Origin of the sequence: Desulforamulus ruminis DSM 2154 (assembly GCF_000215085.1) — a bacterium.
Classification (GTDB): Bacteria; Bacillota; Desulfotomaculia; order Desulfotomaculales; family Desulfotomaculaceae; genus Desulfotomaculum; species Desulfotomaculum ruminis.
Map to the genome: position 1 here is coordinate 403,764 of NC_015589.1, position 24,495 is coordinate 428,258.

Below are 24,495 nucleotides of genomic sequence, written 5' to 3' on the forward strand. Positions count from 1 at the left end.
TTTTCCTCCCTAGTTAACCGGTTTTATAAACGAGGATCAATATGAAATCACGTGGTGGATAAATATAACTGGAAGAATATTTGAGAAATACATCAAAGTAAAGCCTAACCCCTCGGAAGCAAGGGAACCGTCCTCTTGCTTTTACTTTGTCTGTAAAAAGAATTCAAGCATGTTGGCTATAGGCCTTTGGACCTTTGGAGCGAATAATGCTTCGTAAAAATAGTCTGTTGGCTAATTACTTCACCTTTGGCGCATTTTAGTATATCATTTACTAAAAAGTTTAAAACAACCGTTTGGGCCTAACGGCCTTCATCATCGAATTCGTCTCAGGGGAATGATAATGGGAACTTGTAAAATATATTGGGAGTTCTCCCGCAAATCTTTTCAGCGGGCGGCGGCCTACCGTTTTGACGCCTGGACAAGAATCATCGGCAATATTATGTTTCTCTTCATGTGGGGATTTATTTGGTACGGGCTGTACCATGGCAAAGAATCGGTGGAAGGCGTTTCTTTTCAGGCCATGCTCAGCTATATCCTGGTCAGTCAAGCCCTCCAGGGGCTCCATGGCGCAGGCACCTCATTATGGGAAATTCAGGAGCGGGTGCGCTCCGGCGATATTGCCATGGAAATGCTGCGCCCCTATGATTACCCTACCCGCATGTTGTTTGCGGATTTCGGCAGCATTGCCTTTTATGCCCTCACCGCCATTGTACCCCTGTACACCGTGCTTTTTCTGGTTTTAAAACCGGAGGTACCTACGTCCTTCAGTCAATGGGGCTTGTTTGCGGTCTCGGTGGTTCTGGGTTTTTTCATTCGCTACTGCATTGAACTTACCTTTGGTTTGTTTACCTTTTGGTTGGTGGAAACCGGGGGAGTGGAGGATATTTTTTATTTTTCCATTTCACTTTTTTCCGGCTCGGTGGTGCCCCTTTGGTTTTTCCCCGGCTGGTTGGAGCAAGTGGCCCGTTACCTGCCCTTTCAAGGGATCTTTTTTGTGCCTAATTCCATTTTTGTGGGACAATTAACCGGACAGGCCATATTAAACGCCTTGCTTAGCCAGGTAATTTGGCTGCTGATATGCTATGCAATTTTACGCTTTGTCTGGGCCAAGGCCTCTATGAAGATTGTCATTCAAGGAGGGTAGTTCATGGTACATTCCTGGCTGCGGGGAATACATATGTATTTTTATATGGTGAGCGCCAGCATCCGGGCTCAACTGCAATACCGCTATGCCTTTGTCATGAACATCCTGGGCTGGGCCATGACTTACGCGGGGACTGCCGTTACCATGTGGGTTTTGCTCTATTCCTTTGGCGCACTGGAAGGGTGGACCTTCTGGCAGTTAATCTTTTTATTTGCCCTGGCGGTGTTATCCTGGGGAGTGTGCATGATTTTTTTCTTTCACTTTCGAAGTTTGGACCAATATATTGTAAACGGCACCTTTGACCGGTTTTTGGTACGGCCCATCCATCCCTTTTTTCATTTTATGGCCATGAAATTTGATGTGGGTGCCTTTGGTCAGTTTTTGTTCAGCATCATTGCGGTAGCCATGGCCTACATGAACCTTCAACTGCACTGGCAAGCCTGGCAGTGGCTTGTTTTCCTTGGGGCGGTGGCTGGGGGAACCCTTATCCAGGGCGGCCTACTGGTAGCCATATCCGCCGTGGCCTTTTGGACTACACGCTCGGAGCGCCTTTACTGGGTGCTTATGTGGCCTGCTAAAAGCCTGATGAACTACCCTCTATCCATTTACCCCCGGGTGGTGCAGATATTGGTTACCTTTGTGCTGCCCTTTGCCTTTGTCAATTATCTTCCGGCCTTGCTTTTATTGGGCAAGTCCAGTGAAAACTATCAACCCTTTTGGGGCTTCCTAAGCCCCTTGGTGGGGATCATTTTCTTTTGGTTATGTTTTCGTCTTTGGATGCTGGGGTTAAACCGGTATAAGAGCGCGGGTTCATAAAGCGGGAGGCAGCTATGAGCATAATTGAAGTTAACCATCTTTATAAACAGTATCAAATTGCTAAACGGCAAGAGGGTTTGGGAGGGGCCCTGCGGAGTCTTTTCCATCGGGAATATACCACTAAAATGGCGGTGCAGGACATTTCCTTTGCAGTGAAGCAAGGAGAAGTGGTAGGCTACGTTGGTCCCAACGGGGCGGGCAAATCCACCACCATTAAGATGCTTACGGGCATTCTGGTGCCTACCTCCGGCGATATCCGGGTGAATGGCGTGATTCCCTTTAAGGAACGGCAGAAAAACGCCCGGCAAATCGGGGTGGTCTTTGGCCAGCGGACACAGCTTTGGTGGGACCTGCCCACCATCGAATCCTTTGAACTGTTAAAGCAGGTGTTCCAAATTTCCGATCAACGTTACCGGCAAAACATGACTACCTTTTCCGACATCCTGGGTCTGGGAGAGTTCCTGCACACCCCTGTGCGCCAACTGTCCCTGGGCCAACGGATGAGGGCGGACATTGCCGCCTCCCTGCTGCACGACCCGGTAATTCTTTTTCTGGATGAGCCCACCATCGGCTTGGATGTGGTGGCGAAGGAGCGAATGCGGACCATTATCAAGGAAATTAACCGGGAGCGGGGCGTTACCGTGATCCTGACCACCCATGACATGTCCGATATTGAAAAACTATGTAAGCGGATGATTTTAATTGATAACGGGCGGGTGATCTATGACGGGGAGCTGTCCAAGATTAAAGAGAGGTTCGGCAAAGACCGGGTTTTAATCGTTGATCTGGAAGGAGAGAACTCCGGTTTTGTCATAGCTGGAACGGAAGTAATAAAACAAGAAGGGAACCGCAAGTGGTTGCGGTTTAATCGGGATGAGGTGACCGCCTCCCAATTAATCCATCAGATTTCCCAGAAGTATGAGATTAAGGATTTAACCATCAAAGACCCGGAGATTGATGTGATTATTCGGCACATCTATGAAAAGGGTATTGGCAGTCAGGCGGGTGCCTAATATCCAACAAAATTTATTGATCCAAACAGGACTGACATTACATAAGTTTCTCAAAAAAATAACCGGCAGAGAAGAAAATACTATAAATCAATGATAAGCGGGCGGTTCCGGCGAGGGTGGCATTTAGGGGCCGCCCCTTTTTTGTCCGGATATCATGAATGAGCGGCAGTACAAAGGGTAAGGACAACCAGGCACAGAGGATGCGGGCGGAGGCAATACCTTGCTGCCACATGACTAGAGGCACGGCAAAGGAGGCCGCCAGTAAGAGGTAGAATTCCAGCCGGGCGCCGGTTGGACCCAGGCGAACGGCCAGGGTTTTTTTACCGGTTTTTTTATCCTGGGGTAAATCACGGTAATTGTTAACTACCAAAATGGCTGTGATTAAAAATCCCACCGGGAGGGATGCCCACCAGGCAGCGGGGCTGACATTTCCGGCTTGAACGTAATACGTGCCGCAGACTGCCACCGGGCCAAAGAAGATAAAGACAAACAATTCTCCTAACCCATGGTAGCCCAGAGGAAAAGGCCCGCCGGTGTAGGCGACGGCCGAGACAATGGCGGCGATCCCCAGAGCCAGGATGACCCAGCCGCCGACCCAGGTAAGATATATTCCCAGGATAAAGGCAAGAACAAACACCACGCCCATGCCGGACATGACCTGGCGGGGGGTTAAGAGTCCCGCCTGAGTCACCCGCAGGGGGCCGGTTCTTTCCTCTGTATCCTTCCCCTTTTTAAAATCAAAGACATCGTTGGCCAGGTTGGATCCGATCTGCAGGAGCAGTGATACCAGCAGGGCGGCTAAGGCCGGCAGGAAAGCGAAAACAGAGTCGCCAACAGCCAGGGAGGTGCCGACCACCACCGGTCCCATGGCCGCAGGCAGGGTTTTGGGGCGGATGGCCAGCATCCAGATCTTAAAAGGGTGTGGCTTTTCTATGGGTTGTGACATTTAAAATTATCTCCTTAAAAATAGTCTTGTCCTATTAAATTTGTTTTTGGATAGGCTTTTTCCTTCACCATAGAAGTAAATAAATCTCAAGCCGGGATTATCAAAATACAGAATTACTTATGTCGAAACATTTTACCAACTAGAAACATCGGCTAGTGGTAACCATTATCTGGATGATGGGTTTACCTGCCTGCCGGGTGTTATAATGAAGGGACAGCGATTAACCGAACAAAATGCCTGGTCCGGCAACACTAGGCTGAATGAATGACCAGAACCCTGAAGGACGGATGATTATAGGGTTAATGGATATAAAGGAGTCCGGTAAAGTATGGGAAAGAACCAATTAATTCAACCGGAAGGGACGAGACCTCTGGTGCTTCTGGTAGACGACGAGACCGATTTGGTAACCGGCCTTAGCAACACCTTGACCGAGGCCGGTTTTAGGGTGGTCTCTGCCGGGGATGGCGGGGAGGCTCTGGCTGTATTTAGAAAAGCCCTGCCGGATCTGGTGATTTTGGATTTGATGCTTCCCGTTAAAGACGGGCTGGAGGTCTGCGGCGAGCTGCGCAAAATTTCCGATGTGCCGATCATCATGCTGACGGCCCGGGATGACAGCATTGACAAAATTTTAGGGCTGGAGTTTGGGGCTGATGACTATGTAACAAAGCCCTTTAACAGCCGGGAACTGGTAGCCCGTATCCGGTCCATACTGCGCCGAACCCGGCGGCAGTACCAGGGTTCCACTTTAACCGTAGGAAAGGGCCGGGTTTGCATTCATTTAAACGAACAAGTTGTTATGGTAGAGGGACGGCAGGCCACCCTAACCCCCACCGAACTTGCTCTGCTGATTCATTTTGCCCGCCATCCGGGACAGGTATTTTCACGGATGGCCCTGCTGGAAACCGTCTGGGGTTACGATTTTCCGGGAGACCTGCGCACCGTGGATGTGCATGTGCGCAGACTGCGCCGCAAAATAGAGGCGGACCCTGCCAATCCCACAATTATTTTAACAAGGTTTGGTGTAGGCTATGTTTTGGCTCAGGGATAGAGTGATAAATTTTACCAGCCTTCGCTGGCGTTTGGGGATAAGCTATGCGGTGATGGCCATCCTTGTTACCGCGTTACTGACCGGCATGGCGGTGAAGACGTCCATGACCATTGCTTTAACCTCCCAGCAGGAAAAGGCTCTTTCCGCCATAAACGGAATCACCGACGCCTTTGCTCATTCTCTTACCTTATCCTCGGATCCGGCCCAGTCTGCTAAGCAGTTGGGGATGGCCGCCGGAGGGCGGGTTTTATGGTTGGGCCCGGACGATCGGGTTCGGGTGGATGGCTATGGCGAGGCCGGTTTAAGCGGTCAGGCTTTTCCCCTGCCCTCTCAACTCAAGGATCCGGAGGTCAAGAAAGCGGAGATTTATGATACCGGGAAAAGCTGGGCTGCTTACACATCGGCGCCTTTAAAAATTGCCGGCAAATCTTCGGGGCGCCTTATCCTGGTACAGGACCTTTCGGCCCTGCGGCAGCAATACGTTCAGTTACAGCAGCGGCTTTGGCTGCTCGGGGGGGTATGCTCCATCCTGGTCACCGCCATGGGATTGTTTCTGGCCAATTCATTGTCCAGTCCCCTGGAAAGGCTGACCCGGGCCATCGGGCGTATCCGGGCCGGAGAACTGCACCAGTCGGTTCCTGCTGCCGGCAGCCGGGAGATGATCTGCCTAGCAGAAACTTTTAATGACATGGCCGCCCGGATTGCCCAATTGGATGAGCAAAGGCGCGCTTTTATAGCGGACGCGGCCCATGAACTTCGGACTCCCCTGGCTTCCCTGCAGGCCCTGGCCGAGGGCATGCAGCAGAACTCATCCCCCCAAACCGGAGAATTGGAGGCCTTTGTTCGCCAGACGGAAAGACTGGGCCGTTTAGTGGGCAGTCTGCTGCTGCTGGCCAAGCTGGATAACCCGGAGCTTCAAATAATACCGGTGCCCATAAAGGCCGGCAGCCTCTTGGAAGAGGCCCTCTGGGTCATGAAGCCTCTGGCTGCAGAACGTCAAGTTAAATTAGAAATGAAAGAAGCGGGAGAAGCCTGGATTGAGGGGGACCCGGACTGGCTGCACCAGGCTTTGGTGAATGTTCTCGGCAATGCGGTCTACTACACGCCTACAGGCGGCCGCATCGGTATACAAACCGAGATAAAACAAGGCCAGGTGCATGTGGTTATTGAGGATTCAGGAAAAGGGGTGCCCATGGAGGTTTTAACCCGGTTGGGAACCCGCTTCTTTCGTCCATCCACTGCCAGGGAACGGAGTTCCGGGGGCTCCGGCCTTGGACTGTCCATTGTTAAGGATATCCTCCGCCTGCACAACGGCAGGCTGGAGTTTGCGTCTCCTCCGGGAAAGGGTCTGACCGTTCGCCTAATTATCCCGGAAATTTCCCCGCCGGATCAAAATTTGTAACAACTTCTTAACATTTTGTAACAGGATTGCAAAATGAATGTGTTATAACTGGAGTAAGGAGGTTGAGTAATGATGAAAAAGAGCCCATTGACCCGCCCCATCATTCTAGGAGTGGCAGCCGCGTGCCTGATTGCTGCGGTGATCTGGTTAAACCGACCTTTGCAACTCCCTTTTTTCAATCAATTTAACTCAATAGCCCAGGCACAATCCAAAGATAAGCCAAAAGCCCCTTCCAATATGGAGGCTCCGGATGTAAATCCTGCGGCTTTTAAAGATCAAGGGCTGCTTGCCTTTATTTGGAAGGATCTGCTGTACGCGCTGGATGGCAGTACCGGAGAGGTAAAACAACTGACGGAAGCCGGCAAAGCCTATCAACCCGCTTGGTCCCATGATGGTGAGTGGCTGGCTTTTATCCGGATAAGCGATGCAAGTTCCATGACCGGTCCTCTCTGGTTGGTACGCAGGGACGGCACCCAGGCCCATCAGGTCCAGGGATTGCCCGAATCGGTGATGCCGGAGAGGTTTTCCTGGTCTCCTGGGGACAATGTTCTGGCGGTAAGTGCTGAAGATGGTCTTTGGCTGGTGCCCACAGAGGGGGAACCCCGCCGGCTGGTTCCGGTATCCAGCGGATATCCCAGTTTCAGTTGGTCCCCGGACGGGAAGTCCATCGCCTATAATATCACCCTTTCTTTAGAGGATCCCGATCTAGACAACAGGAAGGATGTCCTTTATATTGTGACTGTGGCGGATGGCAAAACAAACAAATATCTGGAAACAAATGCCGGCATTCAATTAGTGGGCTGGCAGCCGGACGGCAAGGGACTGCTGTATTGGTTTAACCCTTCCCGTGGGGCTTCTGTGGCGGCAGACGGTCTGGAACTATGGAGCCTCCAATTGGATGAAAAGGAGCCCAGAGCGTTGACCAGCGGGTTAACCTACCGGCAATGGCAGTCCTTTTCGCCCCAGGGACAATTGCTGACCGTGGCCGGGGGGGACCGCATTGTCTGGTCCAACAAGAACCTGGCCCTTGTGGATCCTAAGACAGGAAAGGTTCAAAATATACCCAACCCCAAGGGCTGCGTTGCATTGGATCCTCAATTCTCACCGGACGGTAAAAAGATCGCTTTTGTTGCCGCCAAAGACCTTGGCAGCGGTGTGTGGGGATTTGAAAAGACCGAGGATATTGCCAAATGGGTGGATTCACGCACCCTTTATATTGCCAATGCCGATGGGTCTGACGCCCGGGCTTTGGAGACGGCGGGAAAAGGGGTTTTTCAACCCTTCTGGTCCAAGGATGGAAAACATCTTTTGTATATGAAGGATAATGTTCTTTGGAGTATCGAGGTGGAAAATGGAAAACCGGAGAAAATATTGGGCCCAATTGATGATCAGGATTTATTCGGTTTCTATGGTTTTGTCTCCTATTACAGTCTGGTAAAAGCTTTTAAGTAAAGCTGCAACTTTTAACGGCGGAAGAGAGGGGGAGCTCGCTCTTCTGCCGTTTTTTTATTTTCCCGGGCCTCGAAAAATGAATACTGGAGACCCTTTAAATAAAGGATTTTTTGTAATTTGGCCATTTGGACATAGCTATTCTTTATAACCCTATAAACATGAACTATTTTACAAAGGACCCGGATGTTTTTATAATGTGTATAAATTTTTGTTTGTGCAAGAACGAACGATTACAAGGCCTAAATTATAAAAAATGAGGTGAACAGGATGTCCGATAGAAAACTTTTGGAATTGCGTATAGAGCTGGGAAGAGAGCGTCTGAGGGATATTGCCAAAGATTGCGGCGAAGGCAATCAACGGGTGGAGAGCTACCAAAAAAGGCTGGATAAACTGATTCGCCAGCTTAATCAAAAAAGTACTTCAAAGGTTATGGCTGATTCTAAGAGAATGACAGGTAGAGAAAAAGACCGGCAGTTGTATGGTTTATAGTTAAATTTCGCTCAATTGCTTATGGTGGAGAAGCTATAAAATCTTTTTGACAATTATCTCTTATACCGGGTATAAGCATGATGTATTTTACATTATCCTATGTAATTTCTATAATTTACATAGTGAAGATAATAACATACGCAATGCGGCGGCTAATCTGATCAAGGCCCGTGAAGCAGGGGGTGAATCAATGGGTTATGAAACATTCCAACGATTAACCATTGAAAATTTTGATGCCTGTACCTTTGATAGCGATACTCCCTCGCTGGTGTTTTTTGCTGCGGAAAGATGCAACATTTGTAAAGAGCTGCTGCCCATTATGGAAGATTTTGTTGAGTATTATGCGGGCAGGCTAAATATTTATTATGTAGACGTAGATAAATATGCCGAGCTGCACAGACGCTTTCAATTAAGAGGGATTCCCCAGTTATTGATTTTTAAAGAAAATGAATTCAAGGATCGTATTGGCGGCTTGCATGAAAAGGAAGAGATTATGGAAACCATCGACAGCATCATTAATAAAAATTGAATTGGTTTTAAACTTGGGTAAAATCCGTTGCGGATAGGATAAAGCCTCCTGGACACTTCCGGGAGGTTTTGTAATATTCCAGTTAAGGAACTAGGATCAATGGGTTAAATGCGCAACAAATGATCCTGTAAAAGGGAATATCCTAATCTGATCATGGGTGTGGTGATTATATTATTTGGGACGGTTATTATTATTGGCAACCCTAAGGTACTAGTTGATTTACGGAATAAATAGGGAGGAGGGGAATCATGAGTCAATGCCCATGAAGTTTAGAACGCTGCAATTGGTTGAACAAAATGAATGGGGAGAGTTAAAACAGTCCTATAAAATAACGTAGTATGGTTCCGGCAGGATGAAATATTTAAGTAAATAAAGAATACCCGCATTTAGGCCTGTGACAAAACCTAAGGACAAAAGCCCGGGGCAGGGGGCTTTTGTCCTTAGGTTATTAGGGAAAGCCAAGAGGATTAAAAGGTAGCTGGAAGGGGTTATACATATGAGAAATTTTTTTACGATTAAGAATAAACTGATAATCATTTTATTAGCCGTGGCCTTGGTTCCCGCCATTGCATCCACCATTTATCTGGCACAATATTCATCCAAAATCGTTCAACAGGAGTTTATTAATAACACCAATAAACAAATTTTACAGGTAAACAATGCCATTAGTATTTTTTTTCAAAGTGTTAGTGAGAACTGTAAATTTTTCTCCATCAACGATACCGTGAAAAGGGCCGATACCACCATAACCTCTTACTTGGATAACCCGGGAGGAGCGGACGGACTCATCCAAATGACGCCTTCTTTAAGCAGCGGCTTGGAGAAAGAGATCTACAATATTTACTCAACCTTTGCGGAATCCCATCCCAAGACCGCTTATGTATATCTGGCCACCGTTGATGGCGCGTATACTCAATGGCCCGATGGAAAAATAATGAGCCAATATGATCCCAGAGTAAAACTCTTTTACAATACCGCCATGGAAAATAAAGGGCAGGTCACCCGGACAAAACCTTATTTTTTCCCCGCAGATCAGGTTTTTCTGGTTAGCACGGTAACCACCATTACCGATTCCACCGGCCAGGTTGTGGGCGTTCAGGGATTGGATGTAAGCCTGGAAAGTATAACCGATATGATTAAAAATATAAAAATTGAAAAGACCGGCTACATTATGGTGACAGACGATGAAGGAACCATTATCGCACATCCTAAAAAGCCTGAAATGAACGGCAAAAATTTAAAGGATCTAAAAAATGAAAAATTAAGTGCTGCTCTGAAAATGAACACAGGAGATTTTGAAGCAACCATTGACAACAAAGATTGTTTTGTCAATATTTATACCTCCGGGGAGACGGGCTGGAAATTCATGGCCATTGTGGAAAAGGCGGAATTAATGGATAAATTCGGCACTATGGCAAAAAATCTATTTTTATTGTTAATGATACTTTTAGTGGGAATTGTTTTCATGGCTGTGGTGATTTCCAATAAGATATCCAAACCAATCATCGCTTCCGCAGAGTTTGCCCGTGAAATTTCCAAAGGAAACCTGAAGGTAAAACCCATAGAGATGAAACGAAGTGACGAAAATGGTGTCTTGATCGATTCCTTAAACAGTATGAGGGAAAACCTTAAGGAGGTAATTCAAGGCTTACAGGTTTCTTCCGTGGATTTAAGTGAGTCCGCTAAACAATTGGCCAACCAATCCCAACAGACTTCCGCAGGCTCATCGGAGACTGCAGCCACCGTCAGCGAAATCGCCGCTACCATCGAGCAGGTGGCCAGTAACATACAGGAGGCGGCAGATTTGTCCGAAAAGGTTTCCAAGGAGGCGGAACAAGGTTCCGGCGGTGTTGAGAGAATCACCGGTCAAATGGAAACAATCTCCTGTTCCAATAAAGATGCTGCCCGAGTGGTAGAAGAACTGGCGGAAACATTAAATCATGTTAATAAAATTGTATATTTAATCACCAATATAGCGGAACAAACCAATTTACTGGCCTTGAATGCAGCCATAGAGGCAGCCCGCGCAGGAGAGCACGGCCGGGGCTTTGCGGTGGTTGCCGATGAGGTAAGGAAACTGGCCGAACAATCCGCCAACGCCGCCAAGGACATTACTGAAATCATTCATCAGGTTCAATTGGAGTCCCAGAAAGCGGTGGAGGCCATGACCGAGGGAAGTAAGCAGGTAAAAGAAGGGGTCCTGGTTGTAGAGGAAGTGGGCAACAATTTTAAGGGAATTACTGATTCCATTGAATTACTGGTAAAACAAATTCAAGGTGTTGCATCTGCAGCGGAACAGGTGGCTGCAGGGATTCAAAATGTTTCTGCCACGACAGAGGAACAAACGGCTGCCATGGAGGAAATATCCGCTGCCAATGAACAACTCAATCAAATGGCCAATCATCTAAATCAAATGGTTGAAAAATTTACTTTATAAAGTCTTAACAGTGGGGTCCCTGCCCATGTCCGGTGACCAGCCAAGGTCACCGGACATTTCATATTTTATGCCATAAAGAAATGTCGTAAAAAGGAAAATCTTATGTTTTATTTGTAAAAATTGAATAAACAGGATTAACGTATATTTGTTTTGCTTATACGGGGTATAATCACCAAGTATTGTACAGCAATTAACATAATTTTTATAATTAAAGTAATTAGTGAAGGTAAGAACTTACACAATAGTAGAAAGTGTCGAAAAGAGTCAGATGCACGACCGATACGTTGTCGGCTGGGTCTGATTTGGACAAAGGAGGAGTGACTGAACGTAATAAGATATACAGAGGTGAAATGGATTGTTCCGTGGCATGATAATAATGAGGAGGTCGTTATATGGCAGGAGGAATTAGCAATTCCACCAGTGGCAACAGTTATATGGACAATGCCAAAATGGGTAAAGAACATGTTAAATTTTTAATCTTACTGGCACTAGCCTATGCCTTTGATCAAATGGATTTATTCACCTTTTCCTTTGTAGCTCCGGCGCTTACAAAGCACTGGGGAGTGTCCATGGAGTGGATCGGAGTTGTTAACTCAGTAACCTTTGTCGGTATGCTTTTTGGCTGCTGGTTCGGCGGCTGGGCTTCGGATAAGTATGGACGTAAAAAGACATTCTTATTTTCTGTTATCATTTTTTCTACTTTCTCCATTTTAAATGGTCTGTCTCCCAATAAAGAAATATTTATGGTAGCTAGAACAATGACCGGTTTCGGTGTCTTATCAATGGTTGTCGTTGCCATGGTTTACATTGTAGAAATACTGCCGGCCGCCTCCAGAGGGAAATGGCAGGCCATTTCCCTGGCTACCGGTTTGTTAAGCATTCCGCTGCTGGGTCAGATTGCTCAGATCCTCATTCCGGCCAGCCCGGATGGTTGGCGCCATGTGTTTTACATTGGCGGATCCGGGTTCATTATTCTATACTTGGGTACCAAATGGTTAAAAGAATCACCCCGGTGGCTGATCACCCAGGGAAGATATGAAGAGGCGGAAAAAGTAATTCAACATTTTGTACCGGATGTTAAAGTGGATATGAGTGTCGAGATCGCGGCTCATAAGGATACTAATGCAGAAAAAGCCCAAGAAACCAGCGGCCTCGCCATGATTAAAGAGGTGTTTGGCAAAAAGTATCTTAAGAAAACCACTGTGCTTACCAATATGGTTATCTTTATCACCGTAGGATATTTTATCTTCTTCGGCTGGATGCCTACTTTACTAAACGAGTATGGATTTACCATGGAAGACGCCCTGTGGATGAGCGCCCTAGTATCCTTTGGAAGCCCCATTGGTAACTATATCGCCGCTTTCTTTACCGATAAAGGCGGCAGAAAGGTTCCCATTGTTGTCTATAGCGTGGCGGTAGGGTTATTAACCATTGTTTTCGGTACGATCAAAGCTCCCCTGATAATTGTCTTTGTGGGATTTGCTGTAAGGGTATTGATGGACGGCGTGTTTGTACTGATGTGGTCTTACCTGGCCGAAGCCTATCCCACCCATATTCGGAACAGCGCCACCGGCTTCATTTACAGCTTAGGGCGGATTATGACTTCCGCTGCCATGCTGTTGGTGCCCATTATCTTCAAACAATTTGGCTACGGTGTATTGTTCGGTGTCATTGGCGCCATGTTCCTGATTGTAGCTGTGGTTACCGGTATTTGGGGCGAGCGTACTGCCGGTAAATCTCTGGAGGAAATTGCCGTTGAAGCAGCGGAAGAAGCGGCCCCGGCTAAAGCATAAAAAAAAATGTTTATCCATGTTACTGCTCCCCATTATAAAGACCGGAGAAAGACATGCCGGGAAATTAATTGGCGGGCTTAAAGTAAAGCAAGAAATTGAAGCGTTGGTTTGAACGAAGAATAAATGGCTGAGATAAAACCTCCTGGGTTCCAGGGGGTTTTATCCATACTTTTCATGTAAGGGTGGGTTCTGGAGTGCCATTAAAAGGCTATCTTTATGTAATTTTGTCTGCCATAGCTTCAGCCCTTCTTCCGGTTTTTTATAAACTGGGGTATCACATGCAGGTTACGACGGACACACTTTTGGCTATGCGTTTTTTTATATCGGCAGCGATTCTGATGACCCTTGCCGTTGCCACCAAAAAGATTCAATGGGCATCCCTAAAGCCCTGTTTGGGCACTCTGGCCGTACAGGCAGTTATTTATTTTGCAAGTGCGGTATTTTACATATTGGCTACCAAATATATGTTGGCTGCTGTAGCCAGTATGTTATTTTACGCTTATCCGGCCATCGTCCTATTGATTATGACCCTTTATTACCATGAAAAATTATCCGTGAAACGCCTTATATCATTGGGTTTGGTGATCCTGGGCTGCTTAATGGTGATTAATCTATTTAGCCAAGACTTTGATTTAAACTGGCAAGGGATTGCTTGCGGGCTGATGGGAGCCTTGATGTTTGCTATATATATCATCAGAGGTCAAAAAATCAGCAGGGAAATAGACCCCGTTACGGTGATTGCATGCATTACGACGATTTGCTCCTTATTTGTGGTGCTGATTTTCCCTCCGGTAACCATGTTTACCAGTCCATTGACTCTCCCCCAATTTTTAGTGGGTTTAGGGTCGGCGGTCTTTTGTACGGTTCTGGCCTTAACTCTTTATTTAATGGGCTTGGCAAAGTTAGGAGCGAGCCGGACATCCATCATCAGCACCATTGAACTGGCCTTTACCATCGGGTTTGCTTGGCTAATTTTAAGTGAAAAACTTTCAGCCGTACAATTGCTGGGCAGTGCCAGTATTATTGCGGGGATTATCATATTACAAACAGAAACAGAAGAGGTACCGGAATACAGCAAAAAACCTTCCATATAAAAAGACATCCTCCCGGGGTATAATAATATTAGAATTCAAAAAATCCCATGGACGGCTGCCAAATAATATTCCGACATTTTGAAAGAACAAAAGGAACTTTCATTCATAGGGCAGATATAGTATGCTTTTTAAAATATGTTTTTTAGAATTGGGGTGATGAGATGCGTTTAGAACAACTCTATTATCTTGTTGAGATATACCAATCAAAGACAATTTCCCTGGCTGCCGAACGGGCGCATATTTCGCAGCCGGCGTTAAGTGCGGCCATAAGTAAGCTGGAAGATGAATTAGGGGTTCATCTATTAAAAAGAACCAATCATGGCGTTTCTCCCACTGAAATAGGAGAAACCATTATTCAGAAGGCCAAAGAAATCATTGAAAGTGTTGAGGAAATTAAGCAAATTGCTAAAAGCAACGACCTGGAACTGAATGGCAATATTTCAATAGCGGTGGAGCCAGGCGTCAATATTACCATTATGCCGGAGGTTCTTACGAATTTTAAATACAATCACCCCAAAGTAAACATATTTATAAAAGTGGGCGAGTCCAATAATATACTTCGGGATATCCAATCGGGTAAAGCAGATTTTGGTGTGATTTTAAAAACCGATGAGCTTATACAGGCAAAAGACGTCAAGCTAAGAGAACTATTTGTAGATGAACTGGTATTAATTGTCGGAAAACAAAGCCCCATTTCAGGCAAAGAATCCATTACCCTGAAGGAAGCCATGTCCCAGCCAATTGTTTTATACAATACAGAGTATGTAACCAATTGCGGGATATCCAGTATCTTAAGGAAGCACGGCGATCTTGACGTTTTATTTCGGGTAGATAATTTGGAAATGTTGGAAAAGGTACTGCTACACCGGGATTGTGCCGCTTTTATTCCTAGATTTATGGCTGAGGAATACGGCAGATCCAATGAGATCGTAACCGTTCCCATTAGTGATGTCCCTCTGGATATTACCATTGCCATTATATGGTCCAATCGCCACCATTTATCAATGGTAGAGAAAGAATTGATTAAGGGGATAAAGTCCACCTGCTGTGATGTAAATTAGAGCAAAACAAAACCGAGTCAGCGAAGACTCGGTTTTGTTTTGCTCTTTTATCCGCCGGATTATAAGGTGCTTAAATAAATTGTCGATCCTAATCAAAAATTGTTATTTTTTTCAGGCAATATAAAAAATATAACTGTTGCCAGATGTGTCTTTTTTTGCCATAATGGAAATAAGTATAACTTATATTATGCGTATATAAAGTAATTCATTGTAAGACATGAAAAAATTCCTTAATATTACCTCCGAGCCTTTGAACCTGTGATATGAGATTATGGTTCCCCGGCCGTTAGGGTTCATCTGGAAACGGATGTGCCTCCCGTGTGGAAAGGATGGTAGGTTTATTTAGCCATGCCGTAACCGCACATTTGTGTGCGGTTCTTCTATTTATAGCGTTCTCCGAGCCATAGTGCCTAATGCGTAATGTGATGGTGTTATGGCCGTATAAGGGTTAATCGGGAAACGGGTTAGCCTCCCTTTGGAAAGGAGAACATTCCACCTGTTACTAGGGTTGGTTTGTGCTGCTTTCTTTAAGGCACCCGCCAACCTTAATTTTTGTGTGGGATATAACTTTACGGCCGGAGGCGACATGATGACAACAGAGATTCAGGATACAGAAGCCATTTTAACCTTATCTTTAGTCATTGCAGATATGGCCACGCTAATCAATGATGATATTTTGAACAAAAATATTATTAACGTGACCAACCAGTTGGTTTGCAATGCCTCAGAGAAACCATTGACGAAAGATTTTTATACTACCATGGATAGTTTAGTAAATTTATTAAAACAGTACAAGACTAGTTAATTAAGTTTTGCCGGTCGACGACATAATGGACCTGAGAACGAAAGGCTTATTCGGGTTTGTAATTTATTATCGAACCTTTTATTTTAATAACAGTGACCAAAAGAAGGCTCCGTTTTAATTACCGGAGCCTTCTTTTGGTTAAAGTGTACTGCGGGATCAGGTATTATTTTTTGTCGTTTTTTAGTTTTTGCTGCTGTAATTGAGTCCGGGCTTGGGCGAGAATTGTTTCCGGAAAGGCGTATTTAAATTGTATTTTAGCCCACTCTCTATAAGAGGGGCTAGCGTTAAAGAGAATTTCCAGGATGTTTTTCATTTCTTCAAGTTCTTTTTCGTCCGCTTCACCCGGTAGGATCTGCTGGACAAAAGATGATATATTTTCTGCCGAGATATCGGTAGCCTGCTTTTGCTTTTCCAACCGCACCTCAAGCTCTTCTCGAATAGCTTCCTTTCTTTGCTCCAACAAGTCAGCCTGAATTTGCAGGTGATGCGGCAGACTTTCCTGCAACGGTAGCCGGTGGTCAACCAAGAAGCTGTAATAGGAATGAACGGAGGGCTGGCTGTTTAGCTGTTCTAACAATTTCTTCATTCTATCCTCAGGAGATGTAAACATTTCTCCTTCGCCAGTCTTCAACCATGATTCTGAGACACCATACCGGGCACAAATATGTTTAAGTAAAGAGTCGGATGCTTTTTTAGAAGCGTTTTCGATGTTTCCAACATGGCTTCTATCGATGCCTAAGTCCTGAGCCATCAATGTCTGTGTTAAACCAAGAGTTTCTCTTATTAACTTAAACCTCTGCGAAATATTCATGTACATTCCTTCTCAGAAACATTTTTTCAATAATCATAATTCTCAGAAACATATTATGATTGACTTGCTTTCTCAGAAGCATTAAACTAGCTATAAATAGGTTAAAAATACCAACTGCTCCCATAACTTTATTGCCTAGAATCGACGGCGGCAGTCCTTCGATACCGGGAGAAAGGAGGGCGAGAGCGGATTGGGGGTTTTGGTAAGGAAGCTTAAGAAAATTTATTGCAAAACCCCTAAAAATAGAAGCATAAAAATTAGGGCAGATGAAAGCCTGCCGTGCGAATGATCTATATCATTAAATGTTGACATGTTTTCTTACTGATATTAACAAATTTTAAGTTTTGTGACAAGAGATTATGAAAGAACATTCTTTAATGTTATGCTAAATCCTTTTAGAAGTTTGGCAAGTAAAAGATTGATTTGTTTATGGATTATGGATTACCCACCAATAGCTTTAAACTGGATTTAAAAGGAGAGAAGCTAAAATAAATGGGGGAGCCACAATGTATAAGGAAATACCTCTTGAAGAAGCATTAGCAATTTTACTAAACTACACAAAGCCCATTGGCTTCGATGAGGTTGATATTATCGACGCTTTGGGACGAGTTTTATATGAGAATGTTGTTGCCGGTTTTCCACTCCCTCCTTTTGACCGGTCTCCTTTGGACGGGTATGCTGTTATGGCTGAAGACACATTCACCGCCAGTAAAGAAACCCCGGTATTACTGAAAGTAAGCCAGAACATCTTTGCCGGGAACATGCCGTCAAAGCCCCTGATATATGGAGAAGCTGCTGCTGTGGCAACCGGCGCTCCGCTTCCCGCCGGAACAAACGCAGTTATAAAAATAGAGGACACGCAGCTTGTGGGAGATCAAGTTTTGATCTTTTCCCCACTTAGACCGGGAGATAATTATATTAATAAGGGCGATGATGTTCTTGAAGGGGAAAAAATACTAGCCAAAGGAATGACCATTACTCCTGCTGTAATCGGTTTGTTGGCATCGATGGGCAAAAAAAGGGTGAAGGTTTTTAAAAAGCCGAAAGTAGCGGTTTTGACAATCGGAGATGAACTGGTTGGCATTGATGAGCCCAGGCTGCCAGGCAAAATATACAACAGCAATGTTTATGCGATTTCCGCTCAGATAGCTGAAGCGGGGGGAAGGGCGGTTCCTTATAGAAATACCGTTGATGACAGGAATCATATTGCCTTTTTGATCAACGACTGCTTAAAGGAAAACGATATGGTAATAACCACTGGCGGGGTATCGGTAGGCAAAAGAGATTATGTTAAAGAGTCGATCCAAATCAGTGGTGCCAATACTTTATTTTGGAAAGTGAATATAAAACCGGGTACACCCATTGTCTGTGGTGAGAACAATGGGCGATTGATCATTGGCTTGTCTGGAAATCCCGCTGCAGCCATGATTACCTTCTATATGCTGATCAGGCCTGTTCTGCAAAGCATCAGCGGCACCCGGCAGGTGGCTCTGCCCGACGTAACGGCGACCATGGAGGAGTCCTTTAATAAGAAAAGCAAGCAGCGGCGTATGTTAAGAGCAAAAGTTTGCTGGAAGAACGGTGGTTATTATGCCGTTCCCTGCGGGACGCAAAGTCCGGGAGCTTTAAAGTCAATGCTGCACTGCAATGCACTGATTGATATACCTGGAGGGAGCGGACCGTTAAATATTGGGGAAAAAGTAAAAGCCATATTATTATCCCCAAACTATGTTTCGTAAAGGGGCAATCTCTATTTTTTAAATTTTGAATATTTAAAAAATGATTCTGGAGGTGAATTGTGGTGAACATCCCTATCATTACCGTGGTGGGAAAATCGGATGCCGGAAAAACAACCTTTATTGAAAAGCTGATTAAAGAGTTGAAATTTAGGGATATCAAGGTTTGTACCATTAAACATGATGTGCATGGATTTGATATTGACAAGCCTGGAAAAGATACCTGGCGCCATGCCAAAGCAGGGGCGGATACCGTAGTGATATCCTCCTATGAAAAGATGGCCATGATTAGAAATGTTCAGGAGGAATTAACCCTGGACCAAATTGCCCAGATGGTTAGTAGTGATATCGATATTATTATTACGGAAGGTTATAAAAGATCGAATAAGCCCAAAATAGAAATCAGTCGTTTGGAGAGAGGAACAGAACTTTTGTGTACTCCCGATGAGTTAATCGCAGTGGTGAGTGATATGCACTGGAACATCGGTATACCGGTTTTTGAACTTAATGACGCAGCGGGGGTTGCCAATTTGCTTCAGAGCCGGTTTAATTTAAAACCGTTTAAATATTTGGACAATTTAATTAACATCAGCAATTTTTAATTTTTGTATCCGAGATATTTTCTAGTGCTAGTTAAATAATTTGCATTTTTATTGCATTGAAAGAATGGACAGAACCTTATCTGTCCCGGGATATACAAAAGCATAGAAAGGAGTGGGGGATGAGGAACGGCAAGGACAATAACTCAGTTACAATCCCAATAATCAAGGGGGGAACCCATTCATGAGGAGACTAAGCAGGCGTGACTTTTTGAAAAATATTAGTCTTGGAACGGCCGGGCTAACGCTGGCAGCCGGTCCGGCCGCTGCCGAAGAATTTCACAGCAGGACTGCCGGGGAGAAACTACCTGCAAAAATAAGGAAATTAAAAGAAACCTATTCTGTATGTTGTTTTTGCGGCTGCGGCTGTGGGTTATTATTATATTCCAACGAAGAGGGTCGTCTGGTCTTTTGTGAAGGATATGCGGACAGTCCGATTAATGCCGGCACCATTTGTCCTAAAGGAAATGGCATCATTGAAGGAAATACGGTTATAAACAAAAAAAGGAACCGTGAAGCCAATAGACAGCGGGTTACGAAACCCCTTTACCGCGCTCCCAACAGTGACAAGTGGGAGGAGAAAAGCTGGGAGTGGACCTTATCCGAGATTGCCAAGCGAATTAAAAAAACCCGGGATGAATCCTTTGTTGAAAAAGATGAGCAGGGCGTAACGGTAAACAGAACCACCGCCATAGCCCACACAGGTGCTGCGGCTCTTGATAATGAAGAGATTTACTTATTGCACAAAATGTACCGGGCCTTGGGCGTCATTAATATTGAACACTGCGCCCGTCTCTGACACTCGTCCACGGTAGCCGGTCTGGCTCCCAGTTTTGGACGCGGAATTATGACTAATCACTTTACTGATTATAGAAATGCCGATGTAATCTTAATCATTGGTTCCAATACGGCGGAAAACCATCCCATGGGCATGAAATGGGCCATGAAGGCCAAGGAAAAAGGGGCCAAACTCATTGCCGTTGACCCCAGGGCCAGTAAATCGGCCAGCATGTGCCATGTCCATGCGCGTCTGCGCCCGGGTACGGATATCGCCTTTGTTAACGGAATGATTCACTATATTATTGAAAATGATCTCTGGTTTAAAGAGTATGTATTAAATTATACCAATGCAAGTTTTCTGCTAAATCCGGGATATAAGTGTGACGAGGGTATCTTCTCCGGATTGACCGAAACAGACGGAAAACTTAGTTATGATACCTCCACCTGGCAATACCAAATGGAGGGAGAGGAAATTAAAAAGGATCCCACCTTACAGGATCCCAATTGCGTTTTCCAGGTTCTTAAAAGGCATGTCAGCCGTTATGATATTAAGACAGTCTGTCAAATTACCGGAACTCCAGAGGACACCTACAGAAAGGTCTGCGAGATGTATGCCGCCAGCGGCAAGAGGGACAAAGCCGGATGTGTCATCTATGGCATGGGGATAACCATGCATTCCGTGGGTACGCAAAATGCCAGATCCATTTGTATACTGCAGCTTCTTCTCGGGAATATGGGCATCCCCGGCGGTGGGGTGAATGCTCAGCGTGGAGAACAAAACGTTCAGGGTTCCACGGATATGGCCATGTTAAATCACTATTTGCCCGGTTATCTGGGGATGATTTATGCCGCCAAGCACAAAAACCTGGCACAGTATCTCGAGGTAGAAACACCTAAAACCGGTTATTGGTCCAATAAGCCCAAATTTTTAATTAGTCAGTTAAAAGCTTGGTTTGGCGAAAAGGCCACCAAAGAAAATGATTTTTGTTATGACTGGCTGCCCAAACATGACGGTAAAAACCGCTCGTATATGAGTTTGTTTAATTATATGGACGAGAAAAAAATCAAAGGTTTTATTGTAGCGGGACAGAACCCTTCTGTAGGAGGCCCGTCTACGGTGCAGGCCAACCAAGCCATGGAAAACCTGGATTGGCTGGTGGTTCTCGACATTTTTGAAATTGAGACGGCGGCCTTCTGGCAAAGGCCGGGAGCAGATCCAAGTAAAATTAAGACTGAAGTATTTTTACTGCCTGCGGCCATGTCCTTTGAAAAAGAAGGTTCGCTAACCAATGCCGGGCGATGGGTACAATGGCGTTATAAAGCGGTCAATCCGCTGGGAGAAGCAAAGTCCGACCTCTGGATTGTTCATAATCTCTTTAAAACCATTCGTAAGGAATATGAGAAGGGCGGTAAATTCCCCGAGCCAATTTTAAATATGGTATGGGATTATGATAAGCCTGGTGAAGAAGAGCCGGATATTCACAAGGTGGCTGCTGAAATTAATGGTTACGAAGTAGCCACTCAAAAAGTGCTGCCCGGTTTTGCCAAGCTGGCGGATGACGGTTCTACTGCCTGCGGCAACTGGGTTCTCAGTGGCTATTGGGCGGAGGACCCGGAGGCCAAAGTGCCGGCCTGCCAGCGCCGGATTAACAGAGATCCGTCGGGTTTGGGCGTGTTCCCGCAATATGCCTTTTCTTGGCCGGCCAACCGCCGAATTGCCTATAACCGCTGCTCCGCCGATCCTGCAGGCAACCCCTGGAATCCTAATAAGCCTTATATGCGCTGGGATGCCGCAGCCGGCAAATGGATAACCCCCGATGTGCCTGACTTCAAGGCTACAGAACCGGCCCCGGAACCCGGCGCCGATCCAATACCGGTACCGCCGGAGAAGTCGGCTGTGGATGCTTTTATTATGTCGGAGGATGGTCACGGACGTTTATTTGCGGTCAAGGGGTTAAGCGACGGTCCCTTGCCGGAGCATTATGAACCTTTTGAGAGTCCTTTTAGGAACCTGATATCAAAACAGCAAAATAATCCCATGGCACTTACCTTTAAGAGTGGCATATTCAGTAACTTAGCAGAGATCGGTAGTGAAAAATATCCTTGCGTAGCCATTACGGTTCACGTTGTGGAACACTACCAAAGTGGTGCAACTACCCGGAATTGCCCCTCCTTAGCTGAGATCTCAGCGCATATGTTTGTTAACATTTCGCCTGACTTAGCCCAAAGCATTGGGGTTAAGAACGGAGAGGATGTGATTGTGGAATCGGCTCGAGGCCAAATAACCTGCAAGGCAGCGGTGAACGGCGTATGTATACCGCTAACCGTTAACGGCAAGAAAACCGAAATGATTTCTATGCCTTATTCCTGGGGATTTAAAGGCTTGACCACAGGAGCCTCGGCCAATGATTTGACTCCTTCCGTAGGAGACCCGAACAGTAACATTCCGGAATACAAAGCATTTCTTTGTAACGTAAGAAAGGCGAAAAAGAGTTAATGGGAGGTGTAATCCGTGGCCAAAGGTGTGCTTGTAGATATAAGCAAATGTATTGGATGTAAAGCCTGTCAGGTGGCGTGCAAACAATGGAACGACCTGCCTGCCAAAATACCTGAATTTGAAGACGGATTAACCGGTCCGCCGGATATGGATGGAGACACCTATACCGTTGTCAAATTTAAAGTATTGGAGATGGATGGCGACTATAAAATTCGCTCGGCCAAGACACAATGCATGCACTGCCAACACCCGGCTTGTGTTTCGGCTTGTTTTGCCAAAGCCCTGCAAAAGGATCCCAAAACTGGCGCCGTCATCTATTACCCGCATCTTTGTGTCGGCTGCCGTTACTGCATGCTGGCCTGCCCCTTTGATATTCCTAAATACCAGTGGGAGAAAACCTTTCCCCTGGTGGCCAAATGCCAGTTCTGCTTTGATCTTGAAGGGAAATACGATCGCTTAAGTTACGGTTTGCAACCCGCTTGTGTGGATACTTGTATTACCGGGGCTCTCACCTTTGGCGAGCGGGACGAATTGTTGAGAGAAGCCTGGAACAGAATCGGCAGTGATCCAACTTATATTAAAAAGGTACTGGGTGAAAAAGAAGCCGGTGGAACGTCCTGGCTGTATATTTCCGACGTGCCCTTTGAAAACTTTGGTTTTCGTCCAAATCTAGGTACCAGGCCCTTACCCGAGTACTCTCATGACTTCCTGAAATATACACCCGTTATTGCGCTGGGGTGGGGTACTCTGCTGACCGTGCTGTATCACTATACAAAGCGGCGTGAACAAATTGCTTCTGACAGCAGCAATAAAGATGTTCACATGTAGGTGACGGGTAAAAAGACGAACCAAATGGTGATTGGAGGGAAAAGAATGTCGGGGGATAAAAATTTGCTTCAGGAAATTGCGGCCTACAAGTGGAAATTTACCATGACCACCACCCGCAAGGTATTATTCCTGTTGGCCGGTCTGGGTATAGCCTGTATGCTTTTCCGGCTGGCTACCGGCTTAGGAATCGCCACCAACCTGAATGATAAGTGGCCTTGGGGTCTGTGGATCGGCTTTGACGTTTTAACCGGTGTGGCCTTGGCCGGGGGCGGTTACTTTACGGCCATTGTTGTTCATGTGCTGCACAGAAACAAGTACCATGCTATCGCCCGCAGCGCCATGTTAACATCACTTCTAGGTTATCTTCTGGTAATGGCCGGGCTGTTTATGGATATCGGTCAATGGTTCAACTTCTGGCGCCCCTTTGTATCCTGGGGTCATGCTTCGGTGCTCTTTGAGGTCTTCTGGTGTGTGTCCTGCTATACTACCGTGCAGGTGCTGGAATTTGGCGAAATTTTAACCGAGAAAGTCGGGACCAAGTACCACAATGCCTTTAAAAGGGCCCTGCCGGTGCTGATGATTGTAGGGATCGTTTTCCCCACCCTGCACCAGTCCTCGCTGGGCGCACTGTATCTAATCATGGTGGATAAACTTTACCCGTTGTGGTGGTCCCCTTATATTGGCTTAATGTTCCTAATATCTTCCTTTTTTGTAGGACCCGCCATGATTTGTGTTGAAACGGCCCTGGCCGGTAAAGCCTTTAAGCACGAAGTGCCGGTTTCTGTTTTGCATGGGCTGGTACGGATCTCCGGTGTATTCATGATTTTATATCTAGCTTTGAAGTTGTATGATCTGGCAAACCGGGGGGTCTTCCATTTAGTCTTCGCAGGGAATTTGGAAGGGAATATGTTCCTGGCGGAAATAATCCTGGGCGTGATTATTCCCCTCTTCATTGCTTTCAGCAGTGCCGGGAATACCCGTAAGGGGCTGGTAACCTTTGGCGCACTGGTGAGCGGCGGTTTAATCTTTAATCGTATGAATGTGGTATTTACCGGTATGTCCGCTGCTCTTGGCGGCTGGTACTTCCCTTCCGTTATGGAATGGGCGGTATCCATCGGTTTGGTTGCCATCGGCTGCTTAGCCTACTGTTTCATTGTTGAGAATTTCAATATTATGGAACACAAAGATCACCATCAGGCACCTGCTTAAACAGAC

The 24,495-nt window shown here is 45.9% G+C and carries 20 protein-coding genes and 2 riboswitches; of the genes, 18 read left to right on the plus strand and 2 right to left on the minus strand.

Annotated features, from left to right (window positions below):
* Positions 1-340 precede the first annotated feature (340 nt).
* From DESRU_RS02080 to DESRU_RS02090, 3 genes are read left to right on the plus strand one after another with little or no spacing between them, the layout of a single operon-like run.
* The gene (locus tag DESRU_RS02080; RefSeq protein WP_013840470.1) at positions 341-1,144 is read left to right on the plus strand and encodes an ABC transporter permease; all 804 of its coding nucleotides are present in this window, start codon (positions 341-343) and stop codon (positions 1,142-1,144) included.
* A gap of 3 nt (positions 1,145-1,147) precedes the next feature.
* Positions 1,148-1,960 (plus strand): ABC transporter permease, encoded by an 813-nt coding sequence (locus DESRU_RS02085; protein WP_013840471.1) that lies wholly within the window; start codon positions 1,148-1,150, stop codon positions 1,958-1,960.
* A gap of 14 nt (positions 1,961-1,974) precedes the next feature.
* Positions 1,975-2,973 (plus strand): ABC transporter ATP-binding protein, encoded by a 999-nt coding sequence (locus DESRU_RS02090; RefSeq protein ID WP_013840472.1) that lies wholly within the window; start codon positions 1,975-1,977, stop codon positions 2,971-2,973.
* A 37-nt stretch (positions 2,974-3,010) separates the two neighbouring features.
* On the opposite strand, the gene DESRU_RS02095 is transcribed toward DESRU_RS02090, so the two are convergent.
* On the minus strand, positions 3,011-3,919 hold the full coding sequence (locus DESRU_RS02095; protein WP_013840473.1) for a 1,4-dihydroxy-2-naphthoate polyprenyltransferase: 909 nt from the start codon (positions 3,917-3,919) through the stop codon (positions 3,011-3,013).
* 328 nt (positions 3,920-4,247) lie between these two features.
* Between DESRU_RS02095 and DESRU_RS02100 the strand changes: the two genes are divergently transcribed.
* The 10 genes from DESRU_RS02100 (at position 4,248) to DESRU_RS02145 (ending at position 16,029) form a co-directional block, all read left to right on the plus strand.
* Positions 4,248-4,967 carry a response regulator transcription factor gene (locus DESRU_RS02100; protein ID WP_013840474.1) on the plus strand — a complete coding sequence of 240 codons (720 nt, stop codon included), beginning with the start codon at positions 4,248-4,250 and terminating at the stop codon, positions 4,965-4,967.
* Between the two features lies 1 nt (position 4,968).
* On the plus strand, positions 4,969-6,369 hold the full coding sequence (locus tag DESRU_RS02105) for a sensor histidine kinase (RefSeq protein WP_187290604.1): 1,401 nt from the start codon (positions 4,969-4,971) through the stop codon (positions 6,367-6,369).
* 69 nt (positions 6,370-6,438) lie between these two features.
* The gene (locus DESRU_RS02110) at positions 6,439-7,821 is read left to right on the plus strand and encodes a PD40 domain-containing protein (RefSeq protein WP_013840476.1); all 1,383 of its coding nucleotides are present in this window, start codon (positions 6,439-6,441) and stop codon (positions 7,819-7,821) included.
* A 267-nt stretch (positions 7,822-8,088) separates the two neighbouring features.
* Positions 8,089-8,310: a hypothetical protein gene (locus DESRU_RS02115; RefSeq protein WP_013840477.1), complete on the plus strand. Its 222-nt coding sequence runs from the start codon at positions 8,089-8,091 to the stop codon at positions 8,308-8,310.
* A 190-nt stretch (positions 8,311-8,500) separates the two neighbouring features.
* Positions 8,501-8,839 carry a thioredoxin family protein gene (locus DESRU_RS19675; protein WP_143758733.1) on the plus strand — a complete coding sequence of 113 codons (339 nt, stop codon included), beginning with the start codon at positions 8,501-8,503 and terminating at the stop codon, positions 8,837-8,839.
* A gap of 496 nt (positions 8,840-9,335) precedes the next feature.
* Positions 9,336-11,276 (plus strand): methyl-accepting chemotaxis protein, encoded by a 1,941-nt coding sequence (locus DESRU_RS02125; RefSeq protein ID WP_013840479.1) that lies wholly within the window; start codon positions 9,336-9,338, stop codon positions 11,274-11,276.
* Positions 11,277-11,668: 392 nt separating this feature from the next.
* Complete coding sequence (locus DESRU_RS02130) at positions 11,669-13,069, plus strand: MFS transporter (RefSeq protein WP_013840480.1); 1,401 nt, start codon at positions 11,669-11,671, stop codon at positions 13,067-13,069.
* A gap of 194 nt (positions 13,070-13,263) precedes the next feature.
* Positions 13,264-14,163: a DMT family transporter gene (locus DESRU_RS02135; RefSeq protein WP_013840481.1), complete on the plus strand. Its 900-nt coding sequence runs from the start codon at positions 13,264-13,266 to the stop codon at positions 14,161-14,163.
* Between the two features lie 161 nt (positions 14,164-14,324).
* Positions 14,325-15,224 (plus strand): LysR family transcriptional regulator, encoded by a 900-nt coding sequence (locus tag DESRU_RS02140; protein ID WP_013840482.1) that lies wholly within the window; start codon positions 14,325-14,327, stop codon positions 15,222-15,224.
* Between the two features lie 228 nt (positions 15,225-15,452).
* Positions 15,453-15,571, plus strand: a riboswitch (molybdenum cofactor riboswitch).
* A gap of 35 nt (positions 15,572-15,606) precedes the next feature.
* Positions 15,607-15,726, plus strand: a riboswitch (molybdenum cofactor riboswitch).
* A gap of 84 nt (positions 15,727-15,810) precedes the next feature.
* Positions 15,811-16,029 (plus strand): hypothetical protein, encoded by a 219-nt coding sequence (locus DESRU_RS02145; RefSeq protein ID WP_143758734.1) that lies wholly within the window; start codon positions 15,811-15,813, stop codon positions 16,027-16,029.
* 163 nt (positions 16,030-16,192) lie between these two features.
* On the opposite strand, the gene DESRU_RS19680 is transcribed toward DESRU_RS02145, so the two are convergent.
* Positions 16,193-16,840 carry a helix-turn-helix domain-containing protein gene (locus tag DESRU_RS19680; protein WP_013840484.1) on the minus strand — a complete coding sequence of 216 codons (648 nt, stop codon included), beginning with the start codon at positions 16,838-16,840 and terminating at the stop codon, positions 16,193-16,195.
* A gap of 506 nt (positions 16,841-17,346) precedes the next feature.
* Here DESRU_RS19680 and DESRU_RS02155 point away from each other — a divergent pair.
* The 5 genes from DESRU_RS02155 (at position 17,347) to nrfD (ending at position 24,489) form a co-directional block, all read left to right on the plus strand.
* Positions 17,347-18,579, plus strand: coding sequence for a molybdopterin molybdotransferase MoeA (locus DESRU_RS02155; protein ID WP_013840485.1), 1,233 nt, complete (start codon positions 17,347-17,349; stop codon positions 18,577-18,579).
* A gap of 59 nt (positions 18,580-18,638) precedes the next feature.
* Positions 18,639-19,178, plus strand: coding sequence for a molybdopterin-guanine dinucleotide biosynthesis protein B (gene mobB / locus DESRU_RS02160; RefSeq protein WP_013840486.1), 540 nt, complete (start codon positions 18,639-18,641; stop codon positions 19,176-19,178).
* Between the two features lie 181 nt (positions 19,179-19,359).
* The gene (gene fdnG / locus DESRU_RS02170) at positions 19,360-22,452 is read left to right on the plus strand and encodes a formate dehydrogenase-N subunit alpha (protein WP_143758735.1); all 3,093 of its coding nucleotides are present in this window, start codon (positions 19,360-19,362) and stop codon (positions 22,450-22,452) included.
* 15 nt (positions 22,453-22,467) lie between these two features.
* Positions 22,468-23,280, plus strand: coding sequence for a 4Fe-4S dicluster domain-containing protein (locus DESRU_RS02175; RefSeq protein WP_013840489.1), 813 nt, complete (start codon positions 22,468-22,470; stop codon positions 23,278-23,280).
* Positions 23,281-23,325: 45 nt separating this feature from the next.
* Entirely contained in the window at positions 23,326-24,489 is a 1,164-nt protein-coding gene (gene nrfD, locus DESRU_RS02180; protein WP_013840490.1) for an NrfD/PsrC family molybdoenzyme membrane anchor subunit, read from the plus strand.
* The last annotated feature ends 6 nt before the right edge of the window (positions 24,490-24,495 follow it).